Origin of the sequence: Microcoleus sp. AS-A8, from assembly GCA_039962225.1 — a bacterium.
In the GTDB taxonomy this organism is placed as follows: Bacteria; Cyanobacteriota; Cyanobacteriia; order Cyanobacteriales; family Coleofasciculaceae; genus Allocoleopsis.
Map to the genome: position 1 here is coordinate 244,237 of JAMPKV010000004.1, position 22,379 is coordinate 266,615.

Consider the following 22,379-nt stretch of genomic DNA (forward strand, 5'->3'; position numbering starts at 1 on the left):
AGCGAATGCCAAAGTGCCTAGCCTAGCTTAAAGCCTAGCTATCCTATTTTCGCTCTTGGCTTAAGGCGCTTGAATCTTACAATTCCCCTTATCTGTGGGAATTTTCTACGGTTAGGCTAGAACAAAATGTAGAGCAAAGCGCCTATCCCTGATCTATCCCAGTCTCCGTACTACCAGTCGAAATCGCCCTCATGCAACTTATGAGCTCAAGTGACAAAATAGACCTGAATTCAACCTAAGGCAGAAAATCAGATTTTGACGACCTTGAGCTTGAAGTCGCTCTTGCCTTTGGGCACGGTCTAAATGATGCGCTCGGATTTAGGTAAACAGAATAAAGTAAACAGAATAAATATGATGTATTGCTTATCTCAGTCCGACTCTCAAGCACCCCAACCTACAGGGGTAAGAGATAGGTTGAGTAACCCAATAACCAGGACTCTGGCAGGAAAGGTGGCTCCAGCAAAACGATGAAAAAGATTTTAATCGTTGACGATGATAGAACGATGCGAACGGTCTTGACTCGCTACCTGGAAAATCGGGGATACCAAGTAGAACAAGTGAGTTCTGGCGCTGACGCTTTAGTGGCTTTTGCCAAAAATCCACCGGATTTGGTCGTTTCTGATGTGATGATGCCAGAAATGGATGGGTTGGAATTTTGCCGCCGTTTGCGAGCTACTCCTTCCGGTCAACTGATGCCATTTATATTTTTGTCGGGGAAGGGAGAATTAGAAGACCGAATTTATGGTCATGAAATCGGAGCCGATGATTATTTAACCAAACCCGTTGACCCTAGAGAGTTAGTCGCTAAAATTGAAGCGCAGCTAGAGCGCACCCGCCGCATCCATTCTGAGATTATCCGGTTAATGCAACTGTCGATGGGTTCACGCCCGACCTCGTCATTCAACCCATCTTCGCTCGTGGAAACCACGGAGATATCCGAGACGATTCCTGAGGAAGTGAGTACACCGAGTCCTTTACCCTTGACACCCGCAGAAGAACGTGTCTTTTGGGAAGTAATTCAAGGATTGACCAACAAACAAATAAGCGATCGCTTATTTATCAGCCCTCGTACCGTTCAGACTCATTTAAGTAGCATCCTCAATAAGCTAGGACTAGAGAATCGCGCTCAACTGATTCGTTTTGCCTACGAACAGGGATATCAAGCGCCTAACGAAGACAAAGACAGTGAACAGGAGGGATGAGGCGATGAACCGTTTTGGGAACTCGGCAGAACCTCGACACAGTCCATATATGCCCCACTACCCATTACCCAAAAAACCGACTGTACCCGTTGAGGGCAAGAATGTGAGTTCCGACCTTCCAACTTTTAGCCCTTACCCGCCACAATTAATATTGCCGCAACCAACAAACAAGCCGCTTCATGACAGACCAAACCACTGCCTCAGTAACAGAAGACTCCGATCGCCCTTTGGGCGGTGCCGTAGGCAATCGCATGGCTGAGCTAATGCACCAGCTTCGGACGAGTTCTGAAAAAAAACAACTTCAGCTCATTGCCGAATTGGCCAGCTTAGGCGAGACTGGCTTAGAAGTCTTAATGGAATTTTTAACAGAGCAACAGTCCACTCCAGCGACTCTAGCTATAGGTCTTGCCTACCAAACGCTATATCAGGTCAATACACCCGACGTAAAAGCCTTTGTGCAAAGCCATTTTCCCACAGGGGTCGTGCCCTTGAATTCTGAGGTTGGGATTGACTATTTGCCTCTACAACAGCAGCTTGTCCTTGCCGATTTTCTCGCCGCTGACCGTCTTACATTAGAAAAACTCTGTGAATTAGCCGGCCCAGCCGCATCTGCACGAAAATGGCTGTACTTTTCTGAGGTAGAAAATTTTCCCATTACCGATTTACAAACCCTGAATAACCTGTGGTACATCCACTCTCAAGGCAAATTTGGATTTACTGTCCAACGGGAGTTGTGGCTGTCGATGGGCAAAAACTGGGAAAAGCTTTGGCCTAAAATCGGTTGGAAGACAGCAAACAATTGGACTCGTTACCCAAACGAGTTTACATGGGATCTCAGTGCTCCTAGAGGTCATCTACCGCTTTCTAATCAACTACGAGGTGTACGGGTTATCGCCTCTCTGCTCTCTCATCCAGCTTGGACTGCCACAAACCAGGGGGTTGGGTAATGGGTGATCACCCAATGGGTTTTGATCATTCCCTGATTGTCCTAAACAGAGAAATCGGTTTTTCTCAGGACTCATGACCACTTGAGTTAGTCTCGAAACAATCTCCATGCCTTCTAATGGTTGTTCTAGACGCCATACGGGAACGTTATCTATATCTATGGCGGATAAAACTTCAGGAACCCTGAGAGCCGCTCAAAGCAATAGGTATGGAGCTTTAAGTTTTTATGACCAATCCGGAGACCCGAATTTTTTGTCGTTTAGATGGTTTGACGCCCGCAGTACGAGAACAAAAACGGCTCACAGCGCTTAGAGAGCTTGGCTTACTCGAAACGGAAACCGTTACTGTTTTTGAGGAAGCGGCTCAAACGGCGGCGCGGCTTGTGGATGCCCCTATTGGCATATTAGGCGTCATGGCGCAAAATCACCTGCACATCAAGGCAGCCGTCGGTTTATCCAGAGTTGGGCTGATGAATCAGTTGGCACAGTCGCGCCTTCTGCCGCGAACTGAAAGCTTTTGCAGCTATGTCGTAGACTCTCATCAAGTTTTAGCGATTCACGATACAGCAACTCATCCCGTCTTTGCCAGTAGTTTGTTAGTTGGACATTACGGTATCCGTGCTTATCTGGGCGCACCGCTATTGACGGCAGATGGGCTATGCTTGGGTACGCTCGCCGTCATGGATTGGGAGCCTCGCTGCTTTAGCGCCAAAGACATTGAATTGCTAGCTATTACAGCTCGCTGGAGTCTGAGCGAATTTGAGCGGAACCGTTTTTTAAAACAAGAGTACAGCCGCTCGAGCCAAAAAATTCCCCTGTCATCCACTCTCAGTCAGTACCAAGACGAGTGGGAATGTGAATCAACAACGGATAGACAAGATATTTCCCAGAATTTTTCTGCTGGCCTTAACTCTGGTAACTCGCTTAAACTCCAATTGCTCGCTCAGTTGACTCAGGAACTGCGAACACCCTTAACGTCTGTGATGGGGATGGCTAGCGTACTGACACGCCAGGTTTATGGCCCTCTGACCACAAAACAGAAAGAATACTTGGAAATTATTCATCTTAGTGGTCAACAGTTAATATCGCTGGTTGATGAAATTGTTGACCTCAAGATTTTGGATGACGGCAGCGAACAACTCCAGCTGACATCCGTCGATATCGAAATGCTCTGTCAACAAGCCATCAATAGCCTGTTAGAAATCGCCCAGCGTCAGCAACTCCAAATCCGTTTATCTGTCGAGCCTGGGAATCGCATTGGGTTGCTCGATAAGGAGAAGGTTAGGCAAATCCTCTATTACCTGATCTATAGTGTGATTCAGTCTGCTGAGGCGGAGGGCGAGGTTCGCCTTCATGCTTCTCGCAAAACAGACAAAATCAATATGGCGATTTGGGTTTCTCACCCTTGGTTAGGGGAGGGGTTACCTCAGTTCGGTGAGGGAATTGGCGCATCGTATTTACCTTCATCGGCAATTGCGGCGGTTTCTAATGCTCTAGAAACTTCACCGGGCCATAGTGAGATGGAAAGCAGCGAACTGATTGCAACGTGTTACGAATCACCTGCTGCTCCGGTTGTTTCGAGAGCTTCGCTCCCGGTACCCTTGAGTTTGAACGGTGAACCCAACCAGACTCCTGATCAGGCTGAGTCCCGTGAAAGCCTAGGGCTATTACTCAGTTGCCATTTGGCAAAACTTCATGGAGGAGAAATTTCCGTTCAAGGCTCCACAGAAGCCGGGTATCGCTATGTTGTGACGCTGCCTCTATTTGAGTCCGTGAAGGAAAGGTTGTAGTCTAGAGTCCGGAATCCAGATGCAGCCTTAAGAATTAAACATCAAAGAATCGTGATTTTTGGTTCTTATATTTTGCATTTTTCAGGCTTCTAGTCTCTCGCTCTTACTCCCTATTTATGAATTCAGTTTGGCAACAGCTTACTCTGTCAAATTTACAGCTATATCAGTGGCGAGGCGCTAGCTATTTGTATCGGCTGGTGGGATTGCTACAATCTTGGCGTCGGGGCAGCTACGTGATGCAGTGGGCTGAGCCGATAGGGGCGCTGTTGGTGGCTGTAGTGCTTGTTCTAGCTCCCTTTGTCGGGAGAACCAACAATGCACTGATTGCTATTTTGTTAATAGCGACTGCGGCTTTTTGGGTGTTGCTCACCCTATCGGATGAGGCAGAACCGCGACAAGGGTTTCACCGGAAGGTGACGCCAATTCATCTGTTGGTGTTGTTGTATTGGGGCATTTCTGTGGTAGCGTGTGCCCTCTCCCCCGTGAAACAGGCAGCGGCTACGGGCTTGGGAAAGCTAACGCTTTATTTGCTGCTATTTGCCTTGATGGCGCGGGTATTGCGCTCGCCCCGGATTCGTTCTTGGATTATTGCCCTTTTCCTGCATGTATCACTGATTATTAGTGTTTACGGGCTACGGCAGTGGTTTTTTGGGGCAAAAGCCCTGGCGACTTGGGTCGATCCCACCTCAACTGCGGCAAAACTAACGCGGGTCTATAGTTATTTAGGTAATCCCAATTTACTGGCTGGGTATCTGATTCCGGCGGTGGCGTTGAGTTTAGCTGCGATCTTTGTTTGGCAGCGGTTACTGACCAAAGCATTGGCAGCGACCATGTTTATCGTGAATTCCTCCTGCCTAGTGCTAACATTCAGTCGCGGTGGCTGGATTGGCTTTGTGGTCTGTCTTTTTGCCTTCTTAGTGCTGTTGGTGTATTGGTACAGCGTCCAACTACCACCTGAGTGGCGTCCTTGGGCAATGCCAGTACTGGTGGGCGGTTCGGCTGGGGTTGTGCTTCTGGCTGTGCTGTTTGTGGGACCTGTGCGCGATCGCGTTGCTAGTATGTTTGTCGGTCGGCAAGATAGTAGTAACAACTTCCGGATTAATGTCTGGTCGGCCGTTTTAGAGATGATTCGCGATCGCCCCATTATCGGCATTGGCCCAGGCAACACGGCGTTCAACAAAGTCTATCCCCTCTACATGCGTGCTCGCTACAGTGCCTTGAGTGCCTATTCCATTCTTCTGGAAGTGGCTGTTGAAACGGGATTGATTGGATTATCCTGTTTCATCTGGTTACTGATGGTCACGTTTAATCAAGGTGTCCAGCAAATGCGTCGTTTCCGGAGGTTAACTAATCGTAATGGATTTTGGCTAATGGGTGCGATCGCGGCGATGTTTGGGATGCTCAGTCATAATCTTTTTGATACCGTTTGGTATCGTCCCGAAGTTAATACCCTCTGGTGGCTGATGGTCGCTCTTATTGCCAGTTTCTACGTCCCTCCAGTTGCTGATACCTCAACGGTTGAAGAGTTGGAAGTTGAAGGTTGAAGTCTTCTCAGCTGCTCAATGAGCAACTTGCTTTCTTTTTAACCGACCAACGTTCAACCCTTTAATCTCGCTTCATGGCTCGTGCCATATCTCGCTTATCTTGACGCTCCTTCAGGCTTTCGCGCTTGTCATGGAGCTTTTTGCCTTTACCTAGAGCAATGGTGACTTTGACAAATCCCCGCGTAAAGTACATTTTCAACGGCACCAGCGTCAAACCCTCTTGTTCCACCTTGCCGATGAGCTTGCGGATTTCCTTTTTGTGTAACAGGAGTCGGCGGGTGCGACGTGGGTCATGGTTAAAAAAATCAGTAGCTTTTTGGTAAGCGGAGATATGCACATTCAAAAGCCAAGCTTCTCCATTCCGAATCAGGGCATACCCGTCTTGTAAGTTGGCTTTCCCCTGTCGAATGGACTTAACCTCGGTTCCCTTTAACTCAATCCCTGCTTCGTAAGTTTCTAGAATTTCATAGCGGAAACGGGCTTGCCGATTATCCGCAATCACTTTATAACTATCACTCTTTTCACTCATACCAACAAATTTAACGTCTGACGGCAAGCATTGTGATTGTGAATTACCCCTAGTGAGAGCTACACTAGGGGCTTCCCAAGCCCAAGGAGTAACCCCCTTGGTGTCCCCGTCTTTCAACAGGCTCTTTGGGCGTAGATTTCGGCAATTCCTGCCGTATTTGAGGGTCTGAAAATATCAAGATATTCGTGGATGCGTTGATATCTCGGTCGTGGTGCGTATCACACTCTGGACAAATCCATTCTCTGACATGCAGTGTTAGATTTTCATGAATATATCCACACTTAGAACAACGCTTGGAACTGGGAAAGAACCTATCTAGCTTGCGAATTTCACAGCCGTAGAGTTTTCCTTTGTACTCCAGCATTGTCAAGAATTGACCCCAACTAGCATCGAAGAGCGCTTGTGCAAGCTTGTGATTTTTTACCATGCCTTTGATATGCAAATCTTCCACCGCCACAACTTGGTTATCGCACGTTAACTGTAGAGAGAGTTTGTGTTGCATATCTAGGCGTTGGTTGGCTACTTTTTCATGCGCTCTTGCGACAAGGTGTCGCTGCTTGTTTCGGTTGTTTGAACCTTTAACTTTACGAGAAAAAGAACGTTGTAGCCGTTTCAAGCGCTTTAATGCACGCTTGTAAAATCTAGGATTTGGATACTTTTTACCCTCACTGGTAATTAAAAAATCTTTCAACCCCAAATCAGCGCCAATCTTCCCACCATTTAGGGGAGCTTCATGAGGTTCGTACTCTACCCAAATAGATGCATAGTACTTACCTGTAGGAGTTTTACTGATAGTAACACTGCTAGGCGTTCCCTCCATTTCCCGATGTTGAACCATTTTAATCGGTTGCATTTTAGGGAGTTTGAGCATTCCATCGCTGGTAATGCTCCAGTGTTGAGGAACGCGAAATGATTGGCGGTTACGCTTTTTCTTGAATACAGGAAAGTTACCCAGTTTCTTGAAGAAACGAACAAATGCTGATTCTAAGTCCTTAAGCGATTGCTGTAGGGATTGGCTGTTGACTTCAGTTAGCCATGAGAAATGCTCATCTTTTTTGAGCGTTGTCAATAACTTAGCTGTATCCCCGTATTTTAAATGCTGCTTAGACTCAGCATAAGTATCAGTAGTCAACCGCAAAAAATGGTTATACACAAAACGACTACACCCAAAACACTTAGCAAGATATGATTCCTGTTCAGGTGTCGGATATAGTCTAAATTTGTAACCTTTATTTGCCATTGGCCTAATTTATCCATTTCCTTGATTTTAGGTAAGCTATTGATTTTTGTCAATTGCGTCGGAACACTTCCGACCACAACCCTTCCGCCTTTCATCCCCAAGTTCCGCATGGGCTAGCGCCTCGCTTCGCTAACGCTACACTTGGGGTCTTCCCGGCGAGTAAGATAAGAGCAATTTCTGGTGCTGAGAATATTGTCTTACAAGTTGTCACATAACAAAGAGGCTGTTTGTCACTAAAATGTAAATATTTATTAAAGAATTGACATTTTCCCAAAAAACGGTAACAATAGATACAGAAGTCAAATCGTTCATCTCTCTTAGCCCAATAACAATGTCGCTAACAGGGAGACGGAAGTAGGGAGAAACCCCGAAGGAACGCGCCTCATATCACTACAGTTCATTTAGAGGCGAAAACCATGAAACTCTCTTATCGCGGTGTTCAATACGATTACAACCCTCCAGTTGTAGAAAGCACTGAAGATGTAGTCGGGGGCAAGTATCGGGGTCTAGATTGGAGATTCCGCAATATGAAAAAGCCGCCCGTGCTGCAACCTCGGGTTAACCTAACCTATCGCGGTGTTCGCTACCAAAATGGTGTGACTTCAGCTCCTAACAGCGCCCAACCCACAACAAGTCCTGTTTTCTCGACGCAAGACAAAGCACGTTCATTAATGCTGAATTCCCAGCGAGTGATCAAGAATCGTCAGCAAGCCATGCTATATCGTTCCGCTGCGGAAGTTGGATTGGTCGCGTATCACTCCTAATATCTAGCCAGAATTCTAAGAAAGAGCCTATCTGGCTTTTCCTAGAAACGATAATTAGCTGATGAATAAAAATACTCCCTAGATTACATTAGGGGGTATTTTTTTGTTATTTACCATACGCTTATAGATGTTTTTAACTCGTAGCTATGCCACTCCTTGACCCCAATCAAAGCTATACCTTCAACCGATACTTCGAGCTGGGCTAATAAAAGTAATTTTTGCTGTATTTTACAAGCAAATTTAAAAGCGTATTAGAGTACTGTCATTAACTTGAGGTACGGTAATTAGCCTAACATTCTGCTAAAAAACCACACCTGTAAATTATTTTGCCTCTGATAGACTCGCACCACACAACCACGGAGTTGAGCATCATGGCAAAGGTAATCGGGATTGATTTAGGAATGACGAATTCCCGTGTGGCAGTCATGGAATATAGGAAAGCTAGAGTTATTGCCAACACAGATAGTTTGGGAGCAACGCCTTCCGTTATAGGTTACGCCCAAAACGGCGTTAGCGAAGTGGGGTCGAAGATCGATCGCCTCATGGGTCAAATTGCCAAACGCCAAGCTGTAATCAATGATCAAAACACCATTCACTCCGTCAAACGCTTCATCGGGCGCAAATACGATGAAGTCACCCAGGAAGTAAGTAAGGTTGCCTACGAAATCGTTTCCGCTAGCGACGGCGGCATTACAATCAGCTGTCCCAATGCAGGCGCACAGTTTACCCCTGAAGAAATTTCTGCCCAGATTTTACGCCAACTTGCCGACACTGCCAGTGCCTACCTCGGCGAAGACGTTACCGAAGCTGTGATTACTGTTCCTGCTTACTTTACAGATGCTCAACGACAAGCCACCAAAAATGCTGGCTATTTAGCGGGTTTGGATGTGCTCCGTACCATCAATGAAGCCACTGCTGCCTGCCTTGCCCACGGACTAGATAAGCGGGACAACGAAACCATTCTAGTTTTTGACCTCGGTGGCGCTACTTTGGATGTCTATCTTCTAGAGTTAGGTGATGGTGTCTTTGAACTACTCGCTACTAGCAGCGACGCTTACCTCGGCGGCAATGACTTCGATAAAAAGATTGTTGATTGGCTGGCTGATGAATTTCAGCGTCAAGAAAATATCGATCTGCGCCAAGATAAGCAAGCTTTACAGCGGCTTCTAAAAGCCGCTGAAAAAGCTAAAATTGAGCTTTCCAGCCTTAATCAAGCAGAAATTGACCTCCCCTTCATCGCAGCTACTGAAGACGGCCCCAAACATATTGATACAGTCCTTACCCGTACTGAATTTGAGGAAATGTGTTCAGAACTCCTTGACGGCTGTCGCATTCCTATCGAACAAGCACTCCAAGAAGCCAGACTGAAAATATCTGAGATTAATGAAGTTGTCTTTGTGGGTGGCTCTACCCACATCCCAGCAGTTCAGGAATTAGTACGCCAATTCACTGGCAAGGAACCCCTTCAAGGCGTTAATCCTGAGGAAGCTGTAGCCCTCGGTGCAGCTATCCAAGCCAGTGTTTTGTCTGGTCGAGTAGACTACGGTTGTATATCTTGGTGTATGACCTCCCTGTCGTTAGGTATAGAAACGCAGCATGGGTTGATGACTAAGCTGATTGACCGCAACACATTCCTCCCAATCCGAAAATCCCAAGTTTTCTCTACCGAAACGGATGGGCAGACCAGTATAAAAATCAATGTTCTACGAGGAGAGCGACCCTTCGCTAAAGATAACAAAAGTTTAGGAATTCTCCGCCTCGATGGAATTCCCCTTGCTCCCAAGGGTGTACCGCAAATCGAAGTCACATTCGACGTTGACCATAACGACATTCTCTCCATCACTGCCAAAGATTTAGCAACTGGGAAAGAAGTAGCGATGGTACTTCCTCATGCTTTAACCGTTGATCGGTACGAAGTAGAACGAATGATGGTGGATGCAGAAAGACAGTTCAAAGAAGACCGAAAACTCCTTGAACCGATTCAAGCAAGAGAACAGGTCAAATCAGTTCTTTGGGAGACCGAAAGACAGTTAACTGAACTTGTTGAAAAGCTTTCATCTGTTGATAAAGAATGGGTTGAAGGGTTGGTGAGCAACCTGCGAGATGTGACACAGAAGCAGAGCGGATGCTGCCAACAAGCTCAGTTACCAGTCAGTAACCCTGCCTTTGTTCTAGCAGGAACGCCTACAAGCAGTGCAATGGCAGCTCTTTGTGGCAGAGATGATCAAGAGCTAGATTAAGCGTTTTGCACAAGGGGCGATGAGATTTTGGTATGGTGTACCCCTACAGAAAGGGTATTAGTGTCCGGACTCCTCCGAGAGTTGTGTGCAAAAATCGAGTAATCATCCCTGCGATGCCTGCATTCCTTCGGTGAAACTGCATGAACTTGGGTCTTGGACAAACAATTGGTGGACGCTACACTATCATCAGCCAACTGGGTCAAGGTGGCTTTGGCAAAACTTTTGTGGCACAAGACAAGCACTTGCCCGACCACCAGCAGTGTGTCGTCAAGCAACTGAAACCTCAAGCAACTGACCCCTTTACTCTGCAAACGGCAAGGCGTCTATTTGATACGGAAGCTAAAGTCTTGCATCGGTTGGGAAGTCACGACCAAATTCCGCAACTTTTTGCTTACTTTGAGGAAAATCAAGAATTTTATTTGGTGCAGGAATTCATTGAAGGGGATGACTTGAGTAAAGAACTCACCCCCCCAACTCCCCCCTACCAAGGGGGGGCTACTACAGGTAATGCCTCCTCTTACCAAGGGGGAGGTAGGGGGGGTCTCTGGAGTGAAGACGAGGTGATTTCCCTATTAAAGGAAATTCTAGAAATATTAGATTTTGTTCATCAGCAGAACGTCATTCATCGAGATATCAATCCGCGCAATATCATTCGACGGAAGCAAGATGGCAAATTAGTTTTAATTGATTTTGGGGCGGTTAAACAAGTTAGCACTCAAGTCGTTCAAGGAGGACGAACAAACGTTACCGTCGCAATTGGTACTCCTGGCTATTTACCCAGCGAACAAGCCAACAGCAATCCTAAATTAAGCAGTGATATTTATGCTGTAGGAATGGTGGGCATTCAAGCCCTGATCGGCATCAGCCCTGAGCAACTGCCAATCAACCCCGATACAGGTGAACTTAGTTGGAATGAAAAGGCATCGGCTAGCTCTGAATTTGCCGAAGTATTAGATAAAATGGTGCGCTACGATTTCCGGCAACGCTACCAATCAGCAGCTTTAGTCTTACAAGCGCTTAATGAATTAAAGACTGTTTCTAAAAGTACTGTTTCCTTCCCTGCTGCATCACCAAAACCGATTAGTGCCAAGCCAAAACTATCTAAATCGTTACTGTACAAAGTTTTAATTTCAATGGGTGTCCTGAGTTTGGGGTTGGCGGCAACAGTACTGATAGTTAATTTTGTCAATTCTTCTAATGCAACGGAGTTGTATAAACGGGGCGATACGCTCTTAGAATTGAAGCGATATGATGATGCACTTGCATCTTATAATCGAGCCGTTGAACTGAAACCCGAATACGCAGAAGCTTGGAAGGGAAAAGGTAGTACTCTTTTAGCCCTGAAGCGATATGAAGAAGCCCGTAATGCCTACGACAAAGCGATTCAAATTCAGCCGGCTTATTCAGAAGCTTGGATTGGTCGAGGGAACGCCCTAGATTCCTTGCAGCAGTACAAAGAAGCCATTAATTCCTTTGACAGAGCTATTGAATTTCAATCAGATAGTCTAGAAGCCTGGAATAGTAAAGGCAATGTGCAGATTAAATTGCAGCAATATTCAGATGCGATCGCCTCTTTTGATAAAGCCATTCAACTTCAACCTAAGTACGCTCCCACCTGGAACAATCGTGGCTGGGCACTGCATAATTTGAGGCAATATGAAGAAGCCGTTAAATCCTATGATAAAGCGGTTGAATATCAACCCGATTTCCCTCATGCTTGGTATCAGCGAGGAAATGCCTTAATTAATTTAAAAAAATATGAAGAAGCCGTGGAATCCTATGATAAAACTGTTCAATTTCAGCCTAACTTCTCTAAAGCATGGTATAGTCGAGGCAGCGCTCTAATTAATTTACGGCAATACGAGCAAGCATCTGCCTCATTTGACCAAGCGGTTAAATTCAATCCTGACGACTCGGAAGCTTGGTACAATCGCGGTTGGTCGCTTCATCAATTACAGCGCTACCAAGAAGCCGTTGCTTCTTACAGCAAGGCAATTCGATTACGGAGAAATTTTTACCAAGCCCAATACAATCTGGGTAATGCATTCTATAACTTGAAACGCTACCAAGATGCGTTCGTGTCTTACAGCAGAGTTGTAGAAATTCAGCCCAACCACTACGAAGCTTGGTTCAGTCGCGGCAATGCTTTAGTTAACTTAAAGCGATATCAAGACGCTATTGAATCCTATGATAAAGCGCTCCAATACAAGCCAGATTATCAAGCGGCAAAAGATGCCAGGAACCAAGCGCAGAGTCAGCTAGATGCGGTACCCAAGAAGCCAGAAGGCCAAAAACAACAGGGGGAAGCTAAGAACTAATCCCAGGCATCATCTATCATTGCTTGTAGGATGATGAAAATGCGACAACTCATGTCGCGTTTTATCCTTAAAAAAGGGCTAAGAAGGCACGTTTAGGATTATGGCTTCATATGAAGACAGGGAAGCATTTATCCCCTATCGACGCACAGACCTTATTGAACTTTGCCTAGAAGATGGTCAGTTGGATTCCGCAGAAGCTCAAAAGTTTCGAGAATTCTGCTCCATTATTGCTGCCTATTACCATTTTCAGTTTCATGGGTATCTAGAAAGCTTAAAAGATAACTATGCTCTTTTTGATCCGGACGCTGATACCAAGTCTCGAACTGAAACCACTCCCCAAGAGCGGGGGGTTATGCAATCCATTCTTGTTGCCGACTTTAAGAATATTTTAGAAAGAGCAAATTATGTTCCTCTATCACAAGATAACTTACAACAAGCCTTTGAAGCAAGGTCATTGATTGAACTTAAAACCCATGTCGATTTTAACGACTTCGAGCAGATGATCTGCTACTGCCGGGGCGATATTTATAAAAGTGTTTGGGTGAAGAAATTTTTCAGGAAGAGAAAAAAGAAAATTAATGTCTTTGAACGAGTAGCTTTGTTGATTAAATTTAAAGAAGAATCTTATTTTGTTGCCAAAAAAGCTAAGCCGGATAAGCTAAATTTTACGCCCGGTAAAATGTATGTTTACCTTTATAAAAACATTCCAAAATTTGATATAGAGTTCCTATTTCCCAATGTCAAAACTAGCATGACTTGGAAAGACCGCCTCTTGTTTGGGATTCCAGCGATTGGGGCAGCTATTCCGCTCATACTGAAAGTTTTCCCCCAACTATTACTAGTTATCGGTGTTATTCTCTTGGTCACTGTCGGCCCTGAACATTTAAAACAATTGACGCCCAGCAAGGAAGAAGCGCGGAATATTATGCCTGTGCTGGTGGCTATATTATCCCTATCACTCACCTTAGGCGGATTCGCATTCAAGCAATACACGAGTTACAAGAGTAAGCAGATTAAATTTCAAAAAAATGTAACTGAAACTCTCTTTTTTAGGAATCTAGCCAGTAATGTTCGCGTTTTTCAGTCTTTAATTGATGCGGCTGAAGAGGAAGAGTGTAAGGAAATTATCCTTGTGTTCTATCACCTGCTAACCAGCAAGACACCTCTTACCCCCGAGCAGTTGGATAACCGAATTGAGGTATGGATGGATGAGAAATTTGGCACCCAAATTGACTTTGATATTCATGGCCCCCTGCACAATTTGGAAGTGATACGTGGCAAGATTGTTCAGGATGGCTCCGGGTCAATGAATACACCCGATGTAGCGATACTCACCAGAGATTCTCAAGGCTATTGCCACCTTCTATCCTTAGATGATGCCTTAGCCGTGATCGATTACGTTTGGGACAAGGCTTTTCTCTATAGCCTGTAAAAAACTAATCTTCTTTCAATTAAGAGCATAAAGCAGGCAAATCACGGTTAAACGGAGTTAGTGTTGCCAAATCGCTCTACCTCAAATCCTCATGCCATGAGAAAGCCGAAAAATGAAAGAAAGAATTGCTTCGCCCACACTAAGCTTGTCTTAAAAAGGGAGGGCTTAGCGTCAACCCCTGATCAATCATCCCTTGCACCACTCTAAAATTCGATTCCATGCCCACCAGCAATCGGGGTCATTCCCTTGACGCTGACAAGCTGGACTAGCGAGATACCCCACATGACCCCCGTATGTAGTTATCACCAAGTCGATCGCAGAATTAGCAGCACAGGCCGCTTGCAAGTCCGGTACAAGCGTGGGATCAAACAGGGGGTCGTCGGCAGCGTAAAGGATTAGAGTCGGTTTTTTAAGATGAGGTAACAGGTGCATCGCACTGCTAGCGTCGTAGTACTCTTCTACGGAACAGAAGCCCAATCCCGAAATCACCAGTTCGTGGTCAAAGCCCCAAATACTGTTGGCTCGCTCAATAGCGGCTGAGTCGATGGCTCCAGGATGAGTCTCATGAATTCGCCAAGCCAGTTTTTTGAGTTGCCGTGCGATCGCCTTTTCCAAATACTTGCCCAATGGAGCATTCACCAGATAGTTGAGAGAACGGTTGGAATCCAAGCTAGGACAAATCACTGCCGCACCCCTAATGTCTGACTCCAGCAGCCCCAAATCTTGTCCCCAACTCTCTATCGTCTGCGCTGCTTTAACACCCCATAACGCCAATTGTCCTCCTAGAGAATAGCTTGTAAACCAGAATGGGGCGGGACACCCCATTGCCTTAGCCTGAGCCGCAATGCGGACAAAATCTTCTCCTTCATACAAGCCATCAGAGGTTAATGTCGGGGATAATTCAGCCGTTTTGCCGTGAGCTCGCCAGTCAAACAGAACCACGGCATAGCCTTGGGCAAATGCCTTACGCCCCAGCAGTCTAAGAAACCATTGATTATCTAGGTCGCCTGTAATGCCATAGGTACCAACAAAGGTTCCTTGGGGGTTCTCTGGGATGGCAACAAGGCCAAAAATCGGCACACCGCCTGCACCCCTAAAGATTTTTTCTTGATATAGCGGCTCTGTTGCAGAGGTGGTCTTTTCCCAATGGCGTGCTGTCCACAAAGCCGTGTACAGAGTCATGAGGAGTCCATTTTGGATCCACCAAGGTGGAGTGTAAGAGGGATAGGGCATACTGGGGCTGGGGGATAGTGAAAGGATAAATAGGACGCTATTGCTGGGAGTGAGCCAACCCATAGAAGCCTACAGCCAGTGCCAGGGGTGAGAGTACCCTGACGTGGAAATCTTGACTGCAAAAACGCTTCAGCGAATCGCCATCACTTCCTTTATAAATCTTTACACATTGGCATGGATCTACTCGGATTGATGGCGGTGTGAGGGTCGCGACGCAAACCGCTGAAGGCATAGCTTCCCACAGACCTGCTCATGGGTCTATGTCCTCCTGTGAGGAGGAAGCAAACAGGGTGAACAACGGAGTAATTGTCAAATCACTACCGAAAAAAGTTCAGTTACCCCTAGTTTCTTCAAAAAGAATATAGAATCTGTGCTTATAATCAGTAAAGTATTTTTAGCTCAGCTAACAGTTCTTATCGAACGTTAACAGACACCTTAGTTCACACTCTTAGTGATGCCCCGGATACTGGTCATCGACGACGACCCTGCAATTTCAGAATTAGTCTCCATCAATTTGGAGATGGCTGGTTACGAAGTTAATCAAGCAGCCGATGGCATCAAGGGCCAGGCACTGGCTCTCCAGATCCAGCCAGACCTGATTATGCTTGACCTAATGCTGCCCAAAGTCGATGGTTTCACAGTCTGCCAACGACTTCGCCGGGACGAGCGCACTGCCGATATTCCTGTATTGATGTTGACTGCCCTAGGTCAAACTCAAGATAAGGTAGATGGGTTTAATGCTGGTGCCGACGATTACCTGACCAAACCCTTTGAACTCGAAGAAATGCTGGCGCGGGTACGAGCGTTGCTAAGACGCACAGACCGTATCCCGCAAGCCGCTAAGCACGCAGAAATCTTGAACTATGGGCCTTTAACCCTTGTTCCCGAAAGGTTTGAAGCGATTTGGTTTGAAGAGACGGTTAAACTTACACATCTAGAGTTTGAACTTCTGCACTGCTTACTCCAGCGCCATGGTCAAACCGTTTCTCCCAGCGAAATCCTGAAGGAGGTTTGGGGCTACGATCCAGATGATGATATCGAAACGATTCGGGTGCATATTCGCCATCTTAGAACCAAGCTAGAACCTGATCCCCGCCATCCCCGATATATCAAAACCGTTTATGGCGCAGGTTATTGCTTAGAATTACCCACGGCTGATCAGTCTATGGCAGAGGCTGATTCAGAAGCGAGTTGAAAATATCCGTTTCAGGTTGTTTAGCCAATATTAGGGTCACTCCCATCGCAGGATTGACCTGTTTTGCTCTTGATAGATTCGCTTCCATTACATTCAAAATTTCGATTCCCTATTTCTTCCCGATCTCTTCCTCAATTTTTTTACTTCTGGCCTGTACACTCAGGACAAAACAAGTTAATAGACAACGATACAAACGAGTGAGCTATCTCTGAAAAGAGCGATCGCTAATCCATAAATGATAGCCGTAGAGTGAACAGTGACGCGGCAACATAGCTGCTAAGCACCAACACCATCATTCATCAGGGTGTAAATCAACCATAATTAACAACCTCATCAAACCTTTAGAGAAAATGGGTTCCTAAAGGTAGCCTGAGCTTTGAGAGAAAAATATAACACTTTTCAAGGGAGCCTGTCATCGCCTTCATCGCAGCCACCTCTTGATAAAAATAACTCTCTCCTAATACCTGGACTATGGAATGTGACACCTAAGGAGTGAAAAATGGATATAACAGTCGTCAATTTAACCTTATTAAAAATAAATGGAGAGATGGAAAATCTTTCAGGCCATATTTATCCGGCTGCTACGTATCAGAAAATTTTGAATAATCCGAGATTACGGCAAAAGCTATTAACCTACATCTTGGCTCGGATTCCCAATAACTATGCTGCGATCAATGCTGAGAAAATTATCACAATTTCCCCTGAATCTTTATACTGTTCAATTCGTGAAAAGCTTGAAATCAAACAGTTTGTTCAACAAGGCGTTGTTTATCTCATTCTATCGGAACTTAACAAAAGTTCTTCACTAAATCAACAGAATGCAGTCTGAAATAAATGCCAAAAGGAGTGAAGAATTCATCTGAGACATTGAAATTAAAATTATATGTCTTGGGACGAATGCCTCACTCCTCTGGAATAAATAGGATGATGGCTGAGTTTTAGGGAGCTAGGGCATTTCCGCGCAGCAGGCTACCAATCGTCTTGGCTGTTATTTTCATTTGCACAAAAGGATTGGCGGGTACAACGGTTTTGTAGAGATAGCTGTCAAAGGTTAATTTTTGCACATCCTTGTCAGCACACATCTCGACAAACGCCTCACGAGTGGCGTCGGAGCGATAGAAGACGGTTTGGAGAATATCCAGGACTTTGTAGGTCATGCCGTACTTCTTATCCCAGCGCTTCAGATACAGCTTGAGGTCAGCTTCTGTGGGGATGCGAGTACCGCCGTTGGAGGTTTCGACAATGGTTTCGGCACACATGCGAGCGGATTTAGCGGCAAAATAAATGCCTTCACCCGAAGACTTGGTGACTGTACCAGCAGCATCACCCACTAACGCAACCCGACCGACGACGCGACGCGGTCTGGGGTGCTCTGGAATGGGGTGAGCTTCGACTTTAATGATTTCTCCCCCTGCTAAGCGTTTGGCAGCACGAGCACGGATACCGGCTTGCAGTTTTTTGATGTCGGCTTTGTTCACCTTCATCGTACCGGTGCCAACGGCGACATGGTCGTATTTGGGGAAGACCCAAGCGTAGAAGTCGGTGGAAACATCGTTACCCACATACATTTCTGCCAAGTCTTCGTAGTAAGCCATTTTGTCTTCTGGCAGACGGATGCGCTCTTGGAAGGCGATCGCATAATTATAATCCCCAGCGTCAATGGCTTTCGCCACACGGGAATTAGCCCCATCGGCTCCAATCACGAGATCAACCTTCAGAGTCTTGGCTGTTCCTTCCAGACTGCCATCTGAATGGTCGGCGTAGTGGATGGTATAGGGTTCTGTATTATTGCTCGGAATATCGAGTTTGTGAACGGTACCGTTAATCAGCTTGGCACCTAACTTCGCGGCACGGTTACGCATGAAGCCATCGAGGACTTCGCGGCGGCACATGCCTATATATTCGTGTTCTTTTTCTATGTTGATATCAACTTCGACATTAGAGGGTGAGATCATCTTCATTTTTCTCACCCGACGGTCGATGATTTCCGCTGGCAGGTCAAACTCACTCACCATACACAACGGAATCGCGCCACCACAGGGCTTCGCGTTGTCGAGCTTGCGCTCAAACAGATAAGTTTCAATTCCGGCTTTTGCCAAAGTCTCGGCGGCAGAAGATCCGGCTGGCCCTGACCCAACAACAGCAACTCTAAGTGCTGGCATGTTTTCTCCCAATCTTGCTAGAGCTACGGAATGCATGGTATCACGGACTTTCGGCACAGCTGACCGACAAGCTTAGATATTGGCACAACTTGAAATACTGCTTAACAACTGTGCTTCACATAATTTAACAATGGATAGAGTGATTGGTCATCCTGTAGGATACGTCGCGACGCAGCCAGCGACGTCCTAAATGGGGGTTTGAGTGTTTGTAGCTAATCTGTGCATGGTCAAATTCCTTCGACCCCTACAACTCAATGAAAACTTTGGCTGCCGCTTCTGTACCCCAGCAAATTGCCATTGCCTTAATTGCTGGCTATCAGAAGCACATTTCCCCTCAAAAAGGCTTTTCTTGTGCTCACCGCCTGCTACATGGTGGCGAATCCTGCTCCCAGTACATCAAACGCTTGATTGCTCAAGAAGGTTTAGTGGAAGCCGTTAGAGCATCGCGGCAACGATTTCAGGCTTGTCGAGAAGCTAATGAGATTTTGAACGCCCGGTCTTCCTATCGCTGCCAAAATGAAGATAGTCCTAATCCAGAGCAAAAGACTAAACGACGCAGGCAACGTCGAAGAAAGACTTCTTCACAACCTGTACATAACGATAGCTGCCCTATCGAGGAAATGGCCGATTGTGTAGATTTGAGTTTTGAGTTGGGTTGTGAAGTAGCTGATTGTAACGTTTCTGCAAGTGATTGCTCTACAACGGATTGCGGGTCTAGGTTAGAGTGTGGAGCATTAGATTGTGGTTCAGCCGATTGTTGCAGTTGGGGCTAGTAAAGGGGGAAAGATTTTTCTCCCGTTACATTATAAAAAAACACACAAAAAGTCATTGTTTTATGATATAAGACTACAGTAATCCTATCCAATAACCGGGGATTAGAGTGTTAGCGGTTAACTCACTATCTTGTAACACCGCCCAGTATAAAAAAGCCGATCGCTCCATAGAGGTTTCATCGCCGTGGGTATTGTTGTTGAAAATGTATCTAAACAGTTTGGTAGTTTTAGGGCTGTTGATGACGTCAACTTAGAAATTAAAAGTGGTTCCTTAGTCTCCCTACTGGGTCCATCCGGTTCTGGGAAATCTACGTTGTTGCGGGTGATTGCGGGCTTAGAGCCACCCGACACGGGTAAAATTTGGCTAACGGGCAAAGATGCCACTAACACTAGCGTCCAAGACCGTAATATTGGGTTTGTATTTCAGCACTACGCTCTGTTCAAACATCTAACACTACGACAGAATGTTGCCTTTGGCTTAGATATTCGCAAAACACCCAAGTTAAAAGTGAAGGCACGGGTAGAGGAACTACTGAATTTAGTGCAGTTAGGTGGATTAGGCGATCGCTATCCTTCCCAAATATCGGGGGGTCAACGGCAGCGTGTCGCGTTGGCACGAGCCTTAGCCGTTCAACCCCAAGTCTTGCTGCTCGATGAACCCTTTGGAGCCTTGGATGCCAAAGTGCGGAAAGACTTACGGTCTTGGTTACGACGCCTGCATGATGAAGTCCATGTGACAACCGTTTTGGTGACTCATGACCAAGAAGAGGCGATGGAAGTCTCCGATGAAATCGTGGTCATGAATAAAGGACGGGTGGAACAGGTGGGAACTCCCGCCCAGGTTTATGACAACCCCGCCACGCCATTTGTGATGAGTTTTATTGGCCCCGTGAATGTGCTGCCTAGCAGCGCCCAGATTTTTCAAAGCGGCGGCTTTGATTCTGCCCATCCCGAAATCTTCTTGCGCCCTCACGATGTCGTCGTGGAAACCAAGCCCAACGGTTCAACAGCCCCGGCTAGGGTGACGCGTGTGATTCACCTGGGATGGGAAATTCAGGCAGAGTTAACCCTGGGCGATGGTCAAGTTCTGATGGCGAATCTGACACGGGAGCGGTACGATCAGTTGAAACTAGAACCCGATCAGCAAGTTTACGTCAAACCCAGAGACGCCAAGGCATTTCCGCTGTATTACGAAATATAGTGAGATCAAGCCGTGTGCAGGGATTGGCTTTGAGCTGTAATGTATAGCTGAATATAATTAACTTCTGGCTCATCGCCAATCCCAACTCAATCCCCAATGCAAGTGCTTAACTGGTTTCGTCTATCTCGTAAACGCTGGTGGTCTAGTGGAAAATACCTAACCTTATGGGTTTGTTGCTGCGCTCTCGTCATTAGTTGTGGAGGGCGGCCCAAAACTGAACAAGCGGCTGCACCCAGTACTAGCGCTAGCGGGAGTGGCAGGTTGGTCGTTGGCACCACTCTCAAACCCAGGACACTCGATCCAGCAGATGCCTATGAATTGGCAGCGAGTAACGTCCTCTACAGTTTGGGCGATCGCCTCTATAGTTACAAGCTGGGTACAGACGAACTCGTTCCACAACTGGCAACAAAACTGCCCGAAGTCAGCCCGGATGGTTTAACTTACAAGATTCCCCTGCGCGAGGGCGTTGTGTTTCACGATGGGACAGCCTTTGATGCCCAAGCCATGGCATTTTCTCTCAAGCGGTTTATGCAAAACGGGGGTAAACCGTCGTCCCTGCTAGCGGATATTGTGCAATCAGTGGAGCCGTCAGGCAAGTCCGAACTGACCATTAGACTGAAAAAGGTTTTTGCTCCATTTCCTTCACTCCTCGCCTTCTCCGGGATGTGTGCCGTATCGCCCAAAGCCTATGAGATTGGCAGTGGGAAATTTCAGCCAACAAAGTTTGTAGGAACTGGCCCCTATAAGCTAACTGCATTTAATGCCAACTCGATTCGCTTGGATGTGTTTGACCAGTATTGGGGAACCAAACCCCCGAATCAAGGGTTGGATTATCAAATCCTCACCAGTTCGGCCAATCTATTTAATTCCTTCAGCACGGGTGCCGTTGATATTGCCTATCAAACCCTTGATCCCGATCAGATTACCAGTCTGAAAACTAGAGCCAAATCCGGTGGTTGGCAAGTAATTGAAGCGCCAAGTAATGTAGTGAGCTACATGGTGCTGAATGTGAAGCAGAAACCGTTGGATCAGCTAGAGGTGAGACAAGCTCTTGCTTCCCTTATTGATCGAAAACTGATCAACGAGCGCCTCCTGAGAAACCAGGCACAACCCGCCTATACTCTAATACCGACTAGCTTTCAGGCTTCTAAGCCGACGTTTGAAACGGCCTACGGAGACGGCAATTTTGCTAAAGCCAAAGAACTGCTGACAAAGGCAGGATTTAGCAAAGAGAAACCCTTAAAGTTAGAGATTTGGTACCCCACCGGCTCAGCGGTTCGGCAACAGGTGGCTAGTACCCTAAGAGAATATGCAAACCAAAAATTAGAGGGGATACTCCAAATTCAGCCGCAACCGGTAGAGGCTCCCACGCTGTTTGCCAACATCGGCAAAGGGATTTATCAGACAGCTTTAGTGGATTGGTATCCGGATTTCTCCGATGCCGACAACTTCATTCAGCCTTTAGTGAGCTGTAGCAAAGGTTCAGAAGCTCAAGGTTGCCAAGAAGGCGCGAGTAAGAGTCAGGGGTCGTTTTATTATAGCGATCGCATGAACAAACTAATTGAGCAGGAACGCGCCGAACAAAATCCCCAGAAACGCCAACAAATTTTTGCGGAAATTCAAGATTTGCTCGCTAAAGATATTCCCTTAATTCCGATTTGGCAACCCAAAGAATATGCCTTTGCCAAACAAGGATTAAAGCAAGTTCAGCTAGACCCCATTCAGCAGCTTCCTCTGTGGCAAATCGCCAAAGGAGCTTAAACAAAAGGTCATCCCGTCAGCGCGATCACTCTCTATCATTAAGATTGGTCG

The 22,379-nt window shown here is 46.3% G+C and carries 17 protein-coding genes and 1 riboswitch; of the genes, 13 read left to right on the forward strand and 4 right to left on the reverse strand.

Features of this window, described 5'->3' with window-relative positions; all coding sequences use genetic code 11:
- The first annotated feature begins 467 nt into the window (after positions 1–467).
- The 4 genes from NDI48_08390 to NDI48_08405 all read left to right on the forward strand — a co-directional run bounded on the left by NDI48_08390 (position 468) and on the right by NDI48_08405 (position 5,480).
- Positions 468–1,202: a response regulator transcription factor gene (locus NDI48_08390; protein ID MEP0831227.1), complete on the forward strand. Its 735-nt coding sequence runs from the start codon at positions 468–470 to the stop codon at positions 1,200–1,202.
- Positions 1,203–1,381: 179 nt separating this feature from the next.
- Positions 1,382–2,149, forward strand: a complete 768-nt coding sequence (locus NDI48_08395) for a GUN4 domain-containing protein (protein MEP0831228.1) — start codon at positions 1,382–1,384, stop codon at positions 2,147–2,149.
- A 224-nt stretch (positions 2,150–2,373) separates the two neighbouring features.
- A complete protein-coding gene (locus NDI48_08400) occupies positions 2,374–3,936 on the forward strand; it encodes a GAF domain-containing sensor histidine kinase (GenBank protein ID MEP0831229.1) in 1,563 nt (520 codons plus the stop codon).
- Between the two features lie 116 nt (positions 3,937–4,052).
- The gene (locus NDI48_08405) at positions 4,053–5,480 is read left to right on the forward strand and encodes an IctB family putative bicarbonate transporter (protein MEP0831230.1); all 1,428 of its coding nucleotides are present in this window, start codon (positions 4,053–4,055) and stop codon (positions 5,478–5,480) included.
- Between the two features lie 61 nt (positions 5,481–5,541).
- On the opposite strand, the gene smpB is transcribed toward NDI48_08405, so the two are convergent.
- A complete protein-coding gene (smpB, locus tag NDI48_08410) occupies positions 5,542–6,009 on the reverse strand; it encodes an SsrA-binding protein SmpB (GenBank protein MEP0831231.1) in 468 nt (155 codons plus the stop codon).
- 64 nt (positions 6,010–6,073) lie between these two features.
- Positions 6,074–7,249: an IS200/IS605 family element RNA-guided endonuclease TnpB gene (gene tnpB, locus NDI48_08415; GenBank protein ID MEP0831232.1), complete on the reverse strand. Its 1,176-nt coding sequence runs from the start codon at positions 7,247–7,249 to the stop codon at positions 6,074–6,076.
- A 303-nt stretch (positions 7,250–7,552) separates the two neighbouring features.
- A riboswitch (Glutamine riboswitch) is annotated at positions 7,553–7,631 on the forward strand.
- Positions 7,632–7,665: 34 nt separating this feature from the next.
- Here tnpB and NDI48_08420 point away from each other — a divergent pair.
- From NDI48_08420 to NDI48_08435, 4 genes are all read left to right on the forward strand, one after another.
- Positions 7,666–8,013 (forward strand): DUF4278 domain-containing protein, encoded by a 348-nt coding sequence (locus NDI48_08420; GenBank protein ID MEP0831233.1) that lies wholly within the window; start codon positions 7,666–7,668, stop codon positions 8,011–8,013.
- A gap of 371 nt (positions 8,014–8,384) precedes the next feature.
- A complete protein-coding gene (gene dnaK, locus NDI48_08425; GenBank protein ID MEP0831234.1) occupies positions 8,385–10,253 on the forward strand; it encodes a molecular chaperone DnaK in 1,869 nt (622 codons plus the stop codon).
- A gap of 140 nt (positions 10,254–10,393) precedes the next feature.
- Positions 10,394–12,571, forward strand: a complete 2,178-nt coding sequence (locus NDI48_08430) for a tetratricopeptide repeat protein (GenBank protein ID MEP0831235.1) — start codon at positions 10,394–10,396, stop codon at positions 12,569–12,571.
- 100 nt (positions 12,572–12,671) lie between these two features.
- Positions 12,672–14,003: a TMEM143 family protein gene (locus NDI48_08435; protein MEP0831236.1), complete on the forward strand. Its 1,332-nt coding sequence runs from the start codon at positions 12,672–12,674 to the stop codon at positions 14,001–14,003.
- A 186-nt stretch (positions 14,004–14,189) separates the two neighbouring features.
- Here the strand turns inward: NDI48_08435 and NDI48_08440 are convergent, their stop codons facing one another.
- A complete protein-coding gene (locus NDI48_08440) occupies positions 14,190–15,236 on the reverse strand; it encodes an alpha/beta fold hydrolase (GenBank protein MEP0831237.1) in 1,047 nt (348 codons plus the stop codon).
- A 454-nt stretch (positions 15,237–15,690) separates the two neighbouring features.
- Here NDI48_08440 and NDI48_08445 point away from each other — a divergent pair, with 454 nt between their 5' ends.
- Positions 15,691–16,431: a response regulator transcription factor gene (locus NDI48_08445; GenBank protein MEP0831238.1), complete on the forward strand. Its 741-nt coding sequence runs from the start codon at positions 15,691–15,693 to the stop codon at positions 16,429–16,431.
- Between the two features lie 499 nt (positions 16,432–16,930).
- Positions 16,931–17,260 (forward strand): hypothetical protein, encoded by a 330-nt coding sequence (locus tag NDI48_08450; GenBank protein MEP0831239.1) that lies wholly within the window; start codon positions 16,931–16,933, stop codon positions 17,258–17,260.
- A 109-nt stretch (positions 17,261–17,369) separates the two neighbouring features.
- Here the strand turns inward: NDI48_08450 and chlP are convergent, their stop codons facing one another.
- Positions 17,370–18,593, reverse strand: coding sequence for a geranylgeranyl reductase (gene chlP / locus NDI48_08455; GenBank protein ID MEP0831240.1), 1,224 nt, complete (start codon positions 18,591–18,593; stop codon positions 17,370–17,372).
- Between the two features lie 254 nt (positions 18,594–18,847).
- Here chlP and yidD point away from each other — a divergent pair, with 254 nt between their 5' ends.
- From yidD to NDI48_08470, 3 genes are all read left to right on the forward strand, one after another.
- Positions 18,848–19,366 (forward strand): membrane protein insertion efficiency factor YidD, encoded by a 519-nt coding sequence (gene yidD / locus NDI48_08460; protein ID MEP0831241.1) that lies wholly within the window; start codon positions 18,848–18,850, stop codon positions 19,364–19,366.
- A gap of 184 nt (positions 19,367–19,550) precedes the next feature.
- Positions 19,551–20,567 (forward strand): TOBE-like domain-containing protein, encoded by a 1,017-nt coding sequence (locus tag NDI48_08465; GenBank protein MEP0831242.1) that lies wholly within the window; start codon positions 19,551–19,553, stop codon positions 20,565–20,567.
- Between the two features lie 96 nt (positions 20,568–20,663).
- Positions 20,664–22,328, forward strand: a complete 1,665-nt coding sequence (locus NDI48_08470) for an ABC transporter substrate-binding protein (GenBank protein MEP0831243.1) — start codon at positions 20,664–20,666, stop codon at positions 22,326–22,328.
- The last annotated feature ends 51 nt before the right edge of the window (positions 22,329–22,379 follow it).